Genomic DNA, 13,850 nt, shown 5'->3' with positions numbered 1-13,850 from the left:
GTGAACACGGTGACCGGCTCCTTCAAGGGCTTCGGGGTGACCTTCGCGCACATGTTCCGCAAGGTGGTCACCACCGACTATCCGTTCGCCCCGCCCCGGCCGGCCCCGCGCTACCACGGGCGGCACATCCTCAACCGTCACCCGGACGGCTTGGAGAAGTGCATCGGCTGCGAGTTGTGCGCCTGGGCCTGCCCGGCCGACGCGATCTACGTCGAGGGCGGCGACAACACCGACGAGCAGCGATTCTCGCCGGGTGAGCGGTACGCGAAGATCTACCAGATCAACTACACCCGCTGCATCTTCTGCGGGCTCTGCATCGAGGCCTGCCCGACCCGCTCGCTGACCATGAGCAACGAGTACGAGCTGGCCCGCGACAACCGCCAGGACCTGATCTTCACCAAGAAGGAACTCCTGGCCCCGCTGCTGCCCGGGATGGAGCAGCCGCCGCACCCGATGCGCCTGGGCGAGACCGACAAGGACTACTACGTCGGCGCGCTCACCAACCCGGGCACCTCGGCCGGCGCGGAGAAGTCGCCGCTCGTTCAGGAGGACACGGAATGACTCACGTGTCGACCGGGGAACAGGTCGCGTTCTGGATCCTCGGCTCGCTCGCGGTACTCGGGGCCCTCGGCATGGTGCTGGCCCGCAACGCCGTGCACTCGGCCCTGTGCCTGGTCGTCACCATGCTCAACCTCGGCATCCTGTACGTGGTCAACCAGGCCCCGTTCCTAGGCTTCGTGCAGATCATCGTCTACACCGGCGCGATCATGATGCTGTTCCTGTTCGTGCTGATGCTGGTCGGCCGGGACGCGTCCGACTCGCTCATCGAGACGCTGCGCGGTCAGCGGATCGCGGCGATCCTGCTCGGCCTCGGCTTCGCGGCCCTGGTCGGCACGGGTGTGGCCCGCGGTCTGCAGGGCACCCCGACGGTCGGCCTGGACGCGGCCAACCAGGGCGGGAACGTCAAGGGCCTGGCCGCGCTGCTGTTCACCAAGTACGTGTTCGCCTTCGAGGTCACGTCGGCGCTGCTGATCACCGCGGCGGTCGGCGCGATGATCCTGGCCCACGTCGAGCGGGCCAAGGGCGACAAGGCCGACCAGGTGACCCGGATGAGGGAGCGCTTCCTGCCGGGCAACTACCCCGGACCGAAGCCGGGCCCGGGCGTTTACGCGAACACCATGTCGGTGGCCGCGCCGGCCCGGCTGCCCGACGGCAACGGGACGGAGAACAGCATCTCGCCGATCCTGCCGGTCCGGGAGCTGACGACTTCCGAGGTCGCCCCGAAGGGAACCGAGAAGTGACCCCCGACTACTACCTGATTCTGGCGTCGATCCTGTTCACCATCGGGGCGGCCGGCGTGCTGGTCCGGCGCAACGCGATCGTCCTGTTCATGTGCATCGAGCTGATGCTGAACGCGGCGAACCTGGCGCTGGTCACCTTCAGCCGGATCAACGGCGGCCTGGACGGGCAGATCATCTCGTTCTTCGTGATGGTCGTCGCCGCGGCCGAGGTCGTGGTCGGCCTCGCCATCATCATGTCGATCTTCCGGACTCGACGCTCGGCGAGCGTCGACGACGCGAACCTCCTGAAGTACTGAAGGGGCCTGTTGTGGAACACACCTACGCCCCGGCGACGGGAGTGCTGAGCAGCATCTGGCTGCTCGTGGCCATCCCGCTGGCCAGTGCCGCGATCCTGCTGCTGCTCGGCAAGCGTGCCGACAAGTGGGGACACTGGCTCGGCGTCCTGGCGGTGGCCAGTTCGTTCGTACTCGGGCTGATCTTCTTCATCAAGCTCGGCGGCCTCGACGCCGAGCACCGATCGGCGCAGCTGAGCCTCTTCGACTTCATCGACGTGGGCAGCCTGAAGGTCGACTTCGGACTGCTCTTCGACCCGCTCTCGGGCATCTTCGTCCTGCTGATCACCGGCGTCGGATCACTGATCCACCTGTACGCGGTCGGCTACATGGAGCACGACGCGGGCCGCCGGCGGTTCTTCGCCTACTTCAACCTGTTCGTCGCGGCGATGCTCCTGCTCGTCCTCGGCAACAACTACGTGATGCTCTACTTCGGCTGGGAGGGCGTCGGTGTCGCGTCCTACCTGCTGATCTCCTTCTGGTACACGCGCCCGTCGGCGGCCACCGCCGGCAAGAAGGCGTTCCTGATGAACCGGGTCGGCGACGCCGGCCTGGCCATCGGCGTGTTCCTGATGTTCACCACGGTCGGCAGCACCCAGTACGACGCGGTGTTCAGCGGGGTCACCTCGATGAGCGCCACCACGGTGCTGATCATCGGCCTGCTCCTGCTGCTCGGCGCGGCCGGCAAGTCCGGCCAGTTCCCGCTGCAGGCGTGGCTCCCGGACGCGATGGAGGGCCCGACCCCGGTCTCCGCCCTCATCCACGCGGCCACCATGGTCACCGCCGGCGTCTACCTGATCGCCCGCTCCAACCCGATCTTCTCGGCCAACGAGACGCTGCAGCTGGTGGTGGTCAGCGTCGGTGCGCTGACGCTGCTCATCGGCTGCATCATCGGCGCCGCCAAGGACGACATCAAGCGGGTGCTGGCCTGGTCGACGGTGAGCCAGATCGGCTACATGTTCCTGGGGGTCGGGCTCGGCGGCGCGGCCTACGCGCTGGCGATCATCCACCTGCTGGCCCACGGCTTCTTCAAGGCCAACATGTTCCTCGGGGCCGGCTCGGTCATGCACGGGATGCACGACCAGGTTGACATCCGGCGGTTCGGTGGCCTCCGCAAGTACATGCGGGTCACCTGGCTGACGTTCATGATGGGCTGGCTGGCGATCATCGGCATCCCGCCGCTCTCCGGCTTCTTCACCAAGGAGCCGATCATCGCGGCGGCGTTCGACCGCGAGGGCTGGACCGGCTGGCTGTTCGGCGGCGCGGCCATGCTCGGCGCGGGCCTGACCGCCTTCTACATGACCCGGCTCTTCGTGCTCACCTTCCACGGGCCCGAGCGGCACACCGAGGACAACAAGCACCCGCACGAGTCGCCGGCGATCATGACGATCCCGCTGATCCTGCTGGCGCTCGGCTCGATCGCGGCCGGCTGGGTGATGTCCACGACCGTGGTGGACTGGCTCAACCCGGTCTTCGGTGAGCAGCCGGAGCACCACGAGAGCATCTGGATCACGGTCGGCAGCCTCGCGCTGACGGCCGCCGGGGCGGGCCTGGCCTGGGCGATGTTCCGCCGGGGGACCGCGCTCGCGCCGGAACCGGCCGGGATCGTGGTCACCGCGGCCCGGCGCAACCTCTACACCGACGCGTTCAACGAGGCGGTGTTCGAGCGGCCCGGCATCTACCTCACCCGAGCCCTGGTCTACCTGGACAACCGGGGGATCGACGGCCTGGTCAACGGGCTGGCGGCCGGGGTCGGCGGTGGCTCCGGGCGACTGCGGCGGCTGCAGACCGGGTTCGTCCGCTCGTACGCCCTCTCCATGCTCACCGGCGCGATGCTCGTGGTCGGCGCCTTCCTCGCGATCCAGTTGGGGTGGCTGGCGTGAAAGACTTTCCCTATCTCTCCATTCTCACGCTGCTTCCCCTGGTGGGGGCGGGCGTGGTGGCCGCCGTTCCGCGGGCCAAGGCCGAGCTGGCCAAGATCATCGCGTTGATCTGGTCACTGGTGGTGCTGGCGCTCAGCATCGTCATGTGGGTCGCGTTCTCGGTCGACAGCCAGGACCGCTTCCAGTTCCACGAGTCGTACGCCTGGATCCGCGACTGGGGTGTCAACTTCACCTTCGCCGCCGACGGCATCGCGCTGGTCATGCTGATGCTCATCGCGGTGCTGTTCCCGGTGGTCATCCTGGCGTCCTGGCACGACGTGGACCAGAGCCGCCGGTCCGCGCCGACCTACTTCGCCCTGCTGCTGGCCTTCGAGTTCACCATGATCGGGGTGTTCGCCGCGGCGGACATCTTCCTGTTCTACGTGTTCTTCGAGATCATGCTGATCCCGATGTACTTCATCATCGGCTCGTTCGGCAGCGGCCAGAAGCAGTACGCCGCGGTCAAGTTCTTCCTCTACAGCCTGGTCGGCGGCCTGTTCATGCTGGCCGCGGTGATCGGGCTGTGGGTGGTCGGCGGGCACACGTTCGACTTCGAGGCGCTGGTCAAGGCCGGCTCGTCGTTCGACACGGACACCGCGCGGTGGCTGTTCCTGGGCTTCTTCGTGGCGTTCGCGATCAAGGCGCCGTTCTTCCCGTTCCACACCTGGCTACCGGACTCCGGTGGTGCCGCCCCGGCGGGTGCGGCCGCGCTGCTGGTCGGCGTGATGGACAAGGTCGGTACGTTCGGCATCCTGCGCTACTGCCTCCCACTGTTCCCGGAGGCGTCGCGCTGGTTCGCCCCGGCCGCCCTGATCCTGTCGGTGATCGGCATCATCTACGCGGCGCTGCTGGCGGTCGGGCAGAACGACCTGAAGCGCCTGGTGTCGTACACGTCGATCGCCCACTTCGGGTTCATCGGCATCGGCATCTTCGCCTTCACCACACAGGGCGGCACCGGCTCGGTGCTCTACATGGTCAACCACGGTCTGGCCACCGGCCTGCTGTTCATCGTGGTCGGCATGTTCGTCGCCCGGCGCGGGTCGTCGCTGGTCAGCGACTTCGGTGGGGCCGGCAAGCTGGTTCCGGTGCTGGCCGGGGTGCTGTTCTTCGCCGGTCTCGCGTCGCTCGCGCTGCCCGGCACCGCCCCGTTCGTCAGTGAGTTCCTGGTGCTGCTGGGCACGTTCAGCACGCACAAGCCGTACGCGGTGATCGCCACCGCGGGCATCGTGCTGGCCGCCGCGTACGTCCTCTGGATGATCCAAAGAACCACGCAGGGCACCCTCAATCCGGCTCTGGACGAGGTCCCGGCGATGCGCAAGGACCTCTCCCTCCGGGAGAAGGTCGTCGTCGCCCCGCTGATCGCCCTCCTGCTGGTGCTCGGCTTCTACCCGAAGCCGGTCACCGACGTGATCAACCCGGCGGTTCAGAAGACCCTTCAGGACGTCGGTACGCAGGACCCGACCCCGACGGTCGCGGACGGAAAGGCAGGCCGTTAGCCATGGACAAGCTGGAGCTGCCCTCGATCGACTACGGCGCGCTCGCGCCCATGTTGATCCTCTTCGGCGTGGCCTGCCTGGGTGTCCTGGTCGAGGTGTTCGTGCCGCGCCGGGCCCGCAACGTGGTCCAGCTGGTGCTGACCCTGCTGGGCGTGGTCGCCGCGCTGACCGTGGTGATCGTCAACCGGAACACCCGGGTCGTCACGATCGGCGGTGCGGTCGCGTTCGACGGTCCGTCGATCTTCCTGCAGGGCGCGATCCTGGTGCTCGGCGCGGTCTCGCTGCTCCTGATCGGGGAGCGGTCGGTCGAGGCCGGCGGCGCGTTCGTCGCCCAGGCGGCGGTCGTGGTCGGCTCGGACAAGGACAGCCGCCAGTCGGCCGGCCAGCCCGGGCTGACCGAGGTGTACCCGCTGACCGCGTTCGCGCTCGGCGGCATGCTGCTCTTCGTCGCCGCGAACGACCTGCTCACCATGTTCGTGGCGCTGGAGGTCTTCTCGCTGCCGCTGTACCTGCTGTGCGCGCTGGCCCGTCGCCGGCGCCTGCTCAGCCAGGAGGCCGCCCTCAAGTACTTCCTGCTCGGGTCGTACGCCTCGGCGTTCTTCCTGTTCGGGGTCGCCCTGCTCTACGGCTTCGCCGGCGGCGTGCAGCTCAGCGTCGTGCACGACGCGGTCGCCAACCCGCAGCGCAGCCAGCTGCTGCTCTACGGCGGCCTGGGCCTGGTCTCGATCGGCCTGCTCTTCAAGAGCGCGCTCGCCCCGTTCCACGTCTGGACGCCGGACGTCTACCAGGGCGCGCCCACCCCGATCACCGCGTTCATGGCCGCCTGCACCAAGGTCGCCGCGTTCGGGGCCCTGCTCCGGGTGCTCTACGTGGCGTTCGAGGGCGTGCGCTGGGACTTCCAGCCGGTGCTGGGCACGGTCGCGGTGCTGACCATGTTCGTCGGCGCGATCCTGGCGGTCACCCAGACCGACATGAAGCGCCTGCTGGCCTACTCGTCGATCGCCAACGCCGGCTACCTGATGGTCGGTGTGCTCGCGCTCAACGAGGCCGGCCTGCGGAGCACGCTGCTCTACCTGGTCGCGTACGGCTTCTCGGTGCTCGCCGCGTTCGCCATCGTGAGCCTGGTCCGTGACTCGGAGGGCGAGGCCACGCATCTGTCCCGCTGGGCCGGGATCGGCCGCAAGAGCCCGCTGCTGGCCGGCGTGTTCACGCTGATCCTGCTGGCCTTCGCCGGCATCCCGCTGACCAGTGGCTTCACCGCCAAGTTCGCGGTCTTCGGGGCGGCCTACGAGGGCGGGCAGATCTGGCTGGTCATCTTCGGCGTGATCAGCAGCATGCTCATCGCGTTCCCGTACCTGCGGGTCGTCGTGCTGATGTGGCAGTCCGAGCCGGGCGAGTCCACGCCGGCCGTCTCCATCCCGGGCTTCCTGACGTCGGCCGCGCTGGGCCTCGGGGTGCTCGTGACCCTGGCCATCGGCGTGTTCCCGACGCCGCTGCTCGACCTGACGCGCGACGCCGCCCAGTTCGTGCGCTGAACCGTTCCGCGAGGCGGTCCCGGGCATCCCGCCCGGGGCCGCCGCCGTTTATCCGACGTCAACGAGATCCACTTAAGATCTCGCGCGTGAACTCTCTGCCCGAAGTGATCGACGCCTACCGCACCTGTGAGCTGGCGACCCTGACCAAGGACGGCTCACCGGTCGCCTGGCCCACCTCGGGCCTGCGCCTCGACGACGGGACGTTCCTGCTGACCACGTCGCTGGGGTACCCGCAGAAGGCGTACAACATCCGCCGGGACGGCCGGGTGGCCCTGCTCTTCTCCGAGCCGGCCGCGAGCGGCCTGGACGCGCCCGAGCAGATCCTCGTCCGCGGCGTCGCCACCTGCCCGGACGAGGTGCACACCGAGCCGGTCGGCGACCTCGCGCGACTGTGGGCGGTGCTGATGGAGCGCCAGCCGTCGAGCCAGAAATACCTGAACTGGCCGACCAACAAGATGACCGATTTCTATTACATGCGCCTCAAGATCACCGTGGCGCCGGCCGAGGTGGTCACCCGCCCGCTGCCGGCCGCCGCGAACGCCGTCGCCGGCAGCGCGCTGATCGGCGCCGAGGTGCTCGCGCAGTACCCGAGCGTCGTCCTGATCGCGGTCGACGACCAGGGCGCACCCGTGCTGATCCGCACCACGGTCAGCGCCGAGGCCGACGGCTACCGCGTCGAGGTGCCCGAGGACGCGCCGGTCGCCGAGGGACCGGCCGGTCTGCTCGTCCACCGGCACGACGACAAGCTGTGGAATCTGCACAACGCGAACGTGCGAGGGTCGCTTGCCGCCGACGAGAAAGGCTGGCTGCTTCGTCCGTCGAAGCTGGTCGAGCCGGGCCAGCGGAGCAAGGCGAGCGTGCTCGACCCGATCCGGATCGGGCGCGAGTGCCAGGCCGCGACTCGCCGCTATCTGGAACGCCGGAACCTGACCCGACCGTCCATCCCGTGGGACGCCTACCGCGCCATCCGGGCGAGCCTTCCCAAAAGCAATTCTTGATCTTGTGACTCGGACCCCTGGGACAGAAACCGGTGGGCCGGTATGGCATCGTGGGAGCGTGGTGAGCACCGGTGATCTGACGTTGTCGTCGCTGGGCCTCGACGTCGATCCCGTGATGGACGCGTCGGTGTCGGCGACGCTGGCCGCCGTGGAAGAGGCGCTACGCGTGCACGTCGCCAGCGCCGACCCGCTGGTGACCGAGGCCGCGCGCCATCTCGCCGACGCCGGTGGCAAGCGGCTGCGGCCGATCCTGGTCGCGCTGGCCGCCCAGTTCGGCGATCCGTCGCGCCCGGAGCTGATCGACGCGGCCAACGTGGTCGAGCTCACGCACCTGGCCACGCTCTACCACGACGACGTCATGGACGAGGCGCCGGTTCGCCGCGGCACCCCGAGCGCCAACGCGCGCTGGGGCAACTCGGTGGCCATCCTGGTCGGTGACTACCTGTTCGCCCAGGCCGCCGAGCTCGCCGCCAAGCTCGGCACCGAGGCCGTCCACCTGCAGGCGCAGACCTTCTCCCGCCTGGTCCACGGCCAGATCGCGGAAACCGTCGGTCCCCGCGACCGCGACCCCATCGAGCACTACCTGCAGGTCATCGCCGACAAGACCGGCTCGCTGATCGCCACCGCGGCCCGCTTCGGCGGGCTCTTCTCCGGCGCGCGCCCCGAGGTCGTCGAGGCCCTGGCCGGCTACGGCGAGATCATCGGCCTGGTCTTCCAGCTCTCCGACGACCTGCTGGACATCGCCTCCGAGTCCGTCCAGTCCGGCAAGACCCCCGGCACCGACCTGCGCGAGGGCGTGCCCACGCTGCCGGTCCTCTACGCGCTGGCCGGCGACGACGCCGACCCGGCCGCGGTCCGCCTGCGCGAGCTCCTCTCGGCCGGCCCGATCGTCGACGACACGCTGCACGCCGAGGCATTGACCCTGCTCCGCGAGTCGGCCGCGATGAAGCAGGCCCGCGAGACCGTCCGCGGCTATGCCGAGGAGGCGCGGGCCCGCCTGGCGCCGCTCCCCGACGGCGAGGCCAAGCGCGCCATGGAAAGCCTCTGCGACTACATCGCCGACCGCACGAACTGATCGGCGACCCGCAACCCTCAAGATCAAATTCTTCATTGCCTCGGTCCGCTGTGGTCCAGATCGTCGCTCCCGCGGGGACCCTTCCGGTCTGAGCAGGGCGCTGGCGCGCCCAAAACACTCAGCCCTCCAGGGCGACGTGGTCAGTTGGTCACGGTCAAAGCAACAACCCCGCCCACGCCCCCAGCCGCCAGCCGGCTGCGCTCAGAGAGGCGGCATCGTCGGCGCTCGAACCGCGGGTCGGCCGCTTTCACGGCGGCCGCCCGGTCGGCGGGTGCCGCCGCACGCTCGGCGCTCGCGTGACGGGCTCGCAAGGTGGCTGCCACTCAGGGCCCGGCCGCGCTCACGGTCTCGGCTGGTCCTCAGGGCTGCCTCCGGCACCCCGCAACAGCCATGAAAGCCAGCCGGAGACCGCGAGCATGAGCTGGCGCTGAGTGTTGTGTCGAGGGGTTGAGGCAGCACTGGGTGCCAGCTGGAGGGCGTGGGCTGGCGGTGAGGGCTGTGTTGAGGGGGTTGAGGCAGCACTGGGTGCCAGCTGGAGGGCGTGGGCTGGTGGTGAGGGCTGTGTTGAGGGGGTTGGGGCAGCACTGGGTGCCAGCTGGAGAGTGCGGGCTGGCGGTCAGGGCTGCTTGAGGGGTGGTTAAAGGGTTTGGTGGGTTAGGAGGCGGCTGCCCAGGAGCATGAGGGCGGCGGCCATTATCATGGCGATCGAGGCGACGGTCCACATCGTGGGATAGCCGGCGGGGCCGGCGACCGCGCCGAGGCCGAGCGGGCCGAGGCAGCCGCCGGCGTAGACGCCGGTCTGCGTGATGGACGTGGCCGCCGCCGGGGCCTGTGGATGCAGGCGGACGACGGCGAAGGTCATCAGACCCGGCCACGCCCAGCCGAAGCCGAACCCGAGGACGACGCCGGCGATCAGCGCGACTTCACCGCGTACGGAAAGAAGCTCTAGACCGAGAGCACCGCAGGCGAGTAACCCGGCGATGGTTCCGACCTGCCGATCGGGCCGCCGGTCGGCCTGCCAGCCGCCGGTGATCCGGGCCAGGCCGCAGATCGCGCCGCCCAGGGTGAGGGCGAGCCCGGCCGGCGCCGGGGAGATGCCGTGCGAGACGGCCGACGACACCAGGAACGTGCCGAGCGCGTTGGCCGAGGCGGCCGCGAGCGTCGCCGCGAGTCCGATAACGATCAACGCTCCGGTCGCCTGGCCGTGCTCCCGGGAGCGTTTCGCCGCGGCCGGTTCGACCGGCACCAGCAGGATCGCCGCGCACGCGAGCAGGCCGGCCAGGACGAACGCCCACCGCCAGCCGATCGTCAGCGCCACCACCGGGACGGCCGCGCCCGCCAGCAGCGTGCTGATCGGGATGGCGGCCTGTTTCACGCCGAACGTGAAGCCCTGCCGGTTCGGCGGCACCTGCCGGGCCAGGCTGGTGTTGCTGGCCAGCTGGCCCATCGCGTTGCCGGCCGCGCCGACCGCGAGGATGGCGACGAGACTCCACAGTGACCTGGCGGCGACGGCGACGCCGAGCAGCGCGGCGGCAGAGAGCGCGATGCCGGTGCGCGAGATCCGGGTCGCGCCGTAACGCTCGACCAGCGCGCCGGCCGGAACGGAGGCGAGCGCGCTCACTCCGAAGTAGGCCGAGACGACGAGTCCGAGACCGGCCGGGCTGAAATGAAGCTCGTGGCCCACCTGAACGGCCAGCCCGCCGACCAGGAAGACCGGTATCGAAACAGAAATGGTCGTGGTAAGGGCCCCGATCGTTGCCCGCCGGGCGTTTTGCCTGGTGGTGGGCGGTGCTGGCGGACGATTCGAGGCAGATGGCATCGGACGCAGACTAAGCCAATTCGGGCAGGTTCGGACACGCCCCGTTCTATTGATCACACCCGCTGTGCAAATCGATCGTGATCCACATGCTTTTGGCATTCCGTCGCCGTGAGTTTCTTCATATGGTGTAAGTCCCTGGCCTCGGAGGTAGCTGTGCGTGACCCCCTAGCGGAGCCGTCAGATCTCATCCGGAGCGTGTCGCGGGCCCTGCGTGTGCTGGAGTCGGTCGGCCGGGCGCCGCGCGGGCTCACGGTGAAACAGATCGCCCGGCGCTGCGAGCTGACCGTCGCGACGACGTATCACCTCGTGCGAACGCTGGCCTATGAGGGCTACGTGATCCGCCGCGAGGACGGCACCTACATCGTCGGCCTGGAGATCGCCGATCGATATCGCGAGCTCGTCTCCGCCTTCCGTGGGCCACCCGCGGTCGGCGACGCGCTGCGCCGAGCCGCCCTCGACACCGGTTACAGCCACTACCTGGGCCGGTTCGTCGGCGGCCGGATAGCGGTCACCGCGTCGGCCGAGGGCGCCCGATCGCCGTTCCTCGACGACGTCGCGCCCGGCTTCGACGAGGGCGGGCACGCGACCGCGCTGGGGAAGGCGCTGCTGGCCACGCTCACGCCCGATCAGCGGTCGCGGTACCTGCGGGACTACGGGATGCGAGCGTTCACTCCGACCACGCTGACCACGCCGGAGTCGCTTGAGGCCGATCTGGCCGCGGGGGAGCGGCGTGGCATGCAGATCGAGATGGGGCAGTTCCGGCAGGGGCTGGCCTCGGCCGCGGTCGTCGTGGTGGCGGATCGGGACATGGAGCGCCGGCTGGTGCTGGCCTGTTCGATGCCGGCCGCCGAGATGCTGACGTCGGCCCGGGTGGTGCGGGCGAAGCTGACCGCCGCCGCGCGGAACGTGGCCGAGGCGCTCTCCGGCGGGGAGTCCGCGACCGCGTAAGGGCGGCGTCCGGACTGTGCTCGTGCACAGTCCGATCGGTGTCTCGGCCTGCTCATATTTATTTTCGAATGTTTCCGCAGCCCCGGGACTTTCGAGTGACCGAATCGCTACAGCTTGAGGTGCGGCTTTAAGAGATATTTGAACCTCCCCGGCGCCTGTCGCGTACCAGAGTGCGGACGACAAAAGCCGGCTGGAGGCAGGACGAGATGCGCTGTGAGGACGGGCACGACGACGCCGCGTACGTCCTCGGCGCACTTTCGCCGGCCGAACGTGCGGCCTACGAACAGCACCTGGCGACGTGCTCGTTCTGCCGTGAAGCAGTGGCCGATTTGTCCCGCGTGCCGGACATGCTGGACCGGCTCGACGCCGACGAGTTCGCGCGGCTGCTCGACCCGACGCTGAGCCCCGCGCCGGCGCCCCGCCCCCAGCATCAGGCCACCCCGGCCAAGGCCTTTTCGGTACGGCTCGTCAGCACCCTCGTCGCGGTTCTGCTCGTCGCCGTGATCGGCGGTGGGGTCACGCTCTGGCTGATGAACCGACCAGAGCCGGGCAGCACGGCGACCGGGCCGGCGGTGGCGATGGTCGAGGTCAACGGCCCTTCACCGATCACCGCCAACATCCGGGTGACCGGGACCGCGGGCGGGACGAAGATCGAGATGGTCTGCCGGTACGCGGCTTCCGAGAAGCCGTACACGTTCCGGCTGGTGGCCTACGGGCCCGATGACCAGAGCGAGCAGGTCGGGTCGTGGATGGCGCATCCCGGGGCGGAGTTCCGGATGCCGGCCAGCACACACTTCTCGGTCGAGAGCCTGGACCGGCTGGACCTGGTCCGCTCCGACGGCACGGTCATGCTGACCTACCGCCCCCGCTGACCCGTCCGGGATCAGCGGGGCCGTCCACAGGGGATGCGCCCGGTGCGCCGTTGATCGGTGTCGGGCGCTTGACCGCCGTACCAAATCGGAATTTTCGGTTTTGGGGGTTTAAGCGGGGGTGGCTGCGGCGGCGGCTCGGGTGCGGGCTGAAGCGCGGGCCGTGCGGAGGCCGTCCGTGGTGAAGATGATCAGGGCGATCCAGACCAGGCCGAAACCGGCGAGGCGGGCGGCCGGCATCGGCTCGTGGTAGATCAGGACGCCGCAGGCCAGCTGCAGGATCGGCGCGATGTACTGCAGGATGCCGAGGCCGACGAGCGGCACCCGGTTGGCCGCGCCGGCGAAGAGCAGCAGCGGGACCGCGGTGGCGATGCCGGCGAACAGCATCAGCGCCGTGTGCGTGGTCGAGACGTGCCCGAACTTCGCTCCGCCGTCCAGGTTGAGCCAGGTCAGATAGCCGAACGCGGGGAGCGCGAGCACCGCGGACTCGATGAACAGGCCCTCGGCGGGCGGGAGCGACATCCGCTTCTTGATCAGGCTGTACGAGCCGAACGAGGCAGCCAGGACCAGCGCGATGTACGGCAGGTGGCCGTAGTCGATCGTGAGGATCGCGACCGCGAGCGCGCCGACCCCGACCGCGATCCACTGCCAGATCCGGAGTCGCTCGCGCTGGACGGTGACGCCGAGCAGGACCACGACCAGCGGAGTGATGAAGTAGCCGAGCGCGGTCTCGACGACGCGGGACGAGTTCACGCCGTAGATGTAGGTCGCCCAGTTCACGCCGATCAGCAGGCCGGCCAGGATGACCCCGCCGAGCAGGCGCGGGGTGCGCAGGATGCGGCCGAGAAAACCCCAGTTCCGCATCGCGGTCAGCAGCAGCGCCACGAAGGCGACCGACCAGATGACGCGGTGGGAGAGGATCTCCAACGGCGGCGACGGCTGGAGCAGCTTGAAATAGATCGGGAAGAAACCCCAGATCGCGTACGCCGTGAAGCCGTACAAGTATCCGCGCCGCTCGTCGCTCATGCCCTCACCGTAAGGGCACATGTGTGACACGGTCCTTGCATATGTTTCAGCTCACGGAGCCAATCGATGGCCTCTGGCCTGCTCCTGTATGCACGGCGGGAGCGGGGCGCCGCTCGGCCCCCCGCTCCCGCCGTGAAACGCTTCTCAGTCGTCGCCGCCGTCGGGGACGAGCATGTTGAGCACCCAGCTGACGATGCCGACGAGCAGCGCGCCCAGGACCGCGGACGGCCAGAAGTGGTCGACGTGGAAGCCCAGGTCGATCTGGCCGGCGATCCAGCTGGTCAGCATGAACAGCAGACCGTTCACGACCAGCGCGATCAGGCCGAGGGTGAAGACGTAGAGCCCGCAGCCGATCGTCTTGATGATCGGTCGGAGAACCGCGTTCACCAGGCCGAAGATCGCCGCGACCGCGAGGAACGTGCCGGCCGTGCCGAGCTTGGAATCCGCGGTGACGTCGATCCCGTCGATGACGAGGGTCGAGATCCACAGCGAGATCGCCGTGATCACGAGCCGGATGATGATGCCCATG

13 protein-coding genes are annotated in these 13,850 nt (G+C 69.1%); 10 read left to right on the top strand and 3 right to left on the bottom strand.

Annotated elements, in window-relative coordinates; genetic code table 11:
• The 8 genes from nuoI (at window position 1) to ACSHV8_RS39895 (ending at window position 8,659) form a co-directional block, all read left to right on the top strand.
• Complete coding sequence (gene nuoI / locus ACSHV8_RS39930) at window positions 1-561, top strand: NADH-quinone oxidoreductase subunit NuoI (protein ID WP_436524669.1); 561 nt, start codon at window positions 1-3, stop codon at window positions 559-561.
• Complete coding sequence (locus ACSHV8_RS39925) at window positions 558-1,301, top strand: NADH-quinone oxidoreductase subunit J (protein ID WP_436524667.1); 744 nt, start codon at window positions 558-560, stop codon at window positions 1,299-1,301. Before nuoI ends, ACSHV8_RS39925 begins: the two co-directional genes overlap by 4 nt.
• The gene (gene nuoK, locus ACSHV8_RS39920; protein ID WP_089295959.1) at window positions 1,298-1,597 is read left to right on the top strand and encodes an NADH-quinone oxidoreductase subunit NuoK; all 300 of its coding nucleotides are present in this window, start codon (window positions 1,298-1,300) and stop codon (window positions 1,595-1,597) included. The genes ACSHV8_RS39925 and nuoK overlap by 4 nt, the downstream gene beginning before the upstream one ends.
• Before the next feature lie 11 nt (window positions 1,598-1,608).
• On the top strand, window positions 1,609-3,516 hold the full coding sequence (nuoL, locus tag ACSHV8_RS39915; RefSeq protein ID WP_436524664.1) for an NADH-quinone oxidoreductase subunit L: 1,908 nt from the start codon (window positions 1,609-1,611) through the stop codon (window positions 3,514-3,516).
• Entirely contained in the window at window positions 3,513-5,051 is a 1,539-nt protein-coding gene (locus ACSHV8_RS39910; protein WP_436524662.1) for an NADH-quinone oxidoreductase subunit M, read from the top strand. The genes nuoL and ACSHV8_RS39910 overlap by 4 nt, the downstream gene beginning before the upstream one ends.
• 2 nt (window positions 5,052-5,053) lie before the next feature.
• Complete coding sequence (gene nuoN / locus ACSHV8_RS39905; protein ID WP_436524660.1) at window positions 5,054-6,586, top strand: NADH-quinone oxidoreductase subunit NuoN; 1,533 nt, start codon at window positions 5,054-5,056, stop codon at window positions 6,584-6,586.
• An 86-nt stretch (window positions 6,587-6,672) separates the two neighbouring features.
• A complete protein-coding gene (locus ACSHV8_RS39900; protein ID WP_436524658.1) occupies window positions 6,673-7,584 on the top strand; it encodes a pyridoxamine 5'-phosphate oxidase family protein in 912 nt (303 codons plus the stop codon).
• Between the two features lie 115 nt (window positions 7,585-7,699).
• On the top strand, window positions 7,700-8,659 hold the full coding sequence (locus tag ACSHV8_RS39895) for a polyprenyl synthetase family protein (RefSeq protein ID WP_436537122.1): 960 nt from the start codon (window positions 7,700-7,702) through the stop codon (window positions 8,657-8,659).
• A 637-nt stretch (window positions 8,660-9,296) separates the two neighbouring features.
• Here ACSHV8_RS39895 and ACSHV8_RS39890 read toward each other — a convergent pair.
• Entirely contained in the window at window positions 9,297-10,343 is a 1,047-nt protein-coding gene (locus ACSHV8_RS39890; RefSeq protein WP_436524656.1) for an MFS transporter, read from the bottom strand.
• A 288-nt stretch (window positions 10,344-10,631) separates the two neighbouring features.
• Between ACSHV8_RS39890 and ACSHV8_RS39885 the strand changes: the two genes are divergently transcribed.
• Window positions 10,632-11,426: an IclR family transcriptional regulator gene (locus ACSHV8_RS39885; protein WP_436524654.1), complete on the top strand. Its 795-nt coding sequence runs from the start codon at window positions 10,632-10,634 to the stop codon at window positions 11,424-11,426.
• Window positions 11,427-11,596: 170 nt separating this feature from the next.
• Window positions 11,597-12,298, top strand: a complete 702-nt coding sequence (locus ACSHV8_RS39880) for an anti-sigma factor family protein (RefSeq protein WP_436524652.1) — start codon at window positions 11,597-11,599, stop codon at window positions 12,296-12,298.
• A 108-nt stretch (window positions 12,299-12,406) separates the two neighbouring features.
• Here the strand turns inward: ACSHV8_RS39880 and rarD are convergent, their stop codons facing one another.
• Together rarD and ACSHV8_RS39870 are read right to left on the bottom strand one after the other, a co-directional pair.
• Window positions 12,407-13,321, bottom strand: coding sequence for an EamA family transporter RarD (rarD, locus tag ACSHV8_RS39875; protein ID WP_436524650.1), 915 nt, complete (start codon window positions 13,319-13,321; stop codon window positions 12,407-12,409).
• A gap of 144 nt (window positions 13,322-13,465) precedes the next feature.
• Window positions 13,466-13,849: a phage holin family protein gene (locus ACSHV8_RS39870; RefSeq protein WP_436524648.1), complete on the bottom strand. Its 384-nt coding sequence runs from the start codon at window positions 13,847-13,849 to the stop codon at window positions 13,466-13,468.
• Between the last annotated feature and the right edge of the window lies 1 nt (window position 13,850).

The sequence above is a fragment of the Actinoplanes sp. HUAS TT8 genome, assembly GCF_051380535.1.
Lineage (GTDB): Bacteria > Actinomycetota > Actinomycetes > Mycobacteriales > Micromonosporaceae > Actinoplanes.
Note: the sequence above shows the minus strand (reverse complement) of the source record. Positions and strands in the feature narration are given on the sequence as shown.

Coding starts and splice junctions, on each gene's coding strand:
- ACSHV8_RS39870 (WP_436524648.1), bottom strand. CDS start 13,849: ATGGGCATCATCATCCGGCTCGTGATCACGGCGATCTCGCTGTGGATC.
- nuoN (WP_436524660.1), top strand. CDS start 5,054: ATGGACAAGCTGGAGCTGCCCTCGATCGACTACGGCGCGCTCGCGCCC.
- ACSHV8_RS39925 (WP_436524667.1), top strand. CDS start 558: ATGACTCACGTGTCGACCGGGGAACAGGTCGCGTTCTGGATCCTCGGC.
- ACSHV8_RS39895 (WP_436537122.1), top strand. CDS start 7,700: ATGGACGCGTCGGTGTCGGCGACGCTGGCCGCCGTGGAAGAGGCGCTA.
- rarD (WP_436524650.1), bottom strand. CDS start 13,321: ATGAGCGACGAGCGGCGCGGATACTTGTACGGCTTCACGGCGTACGCG.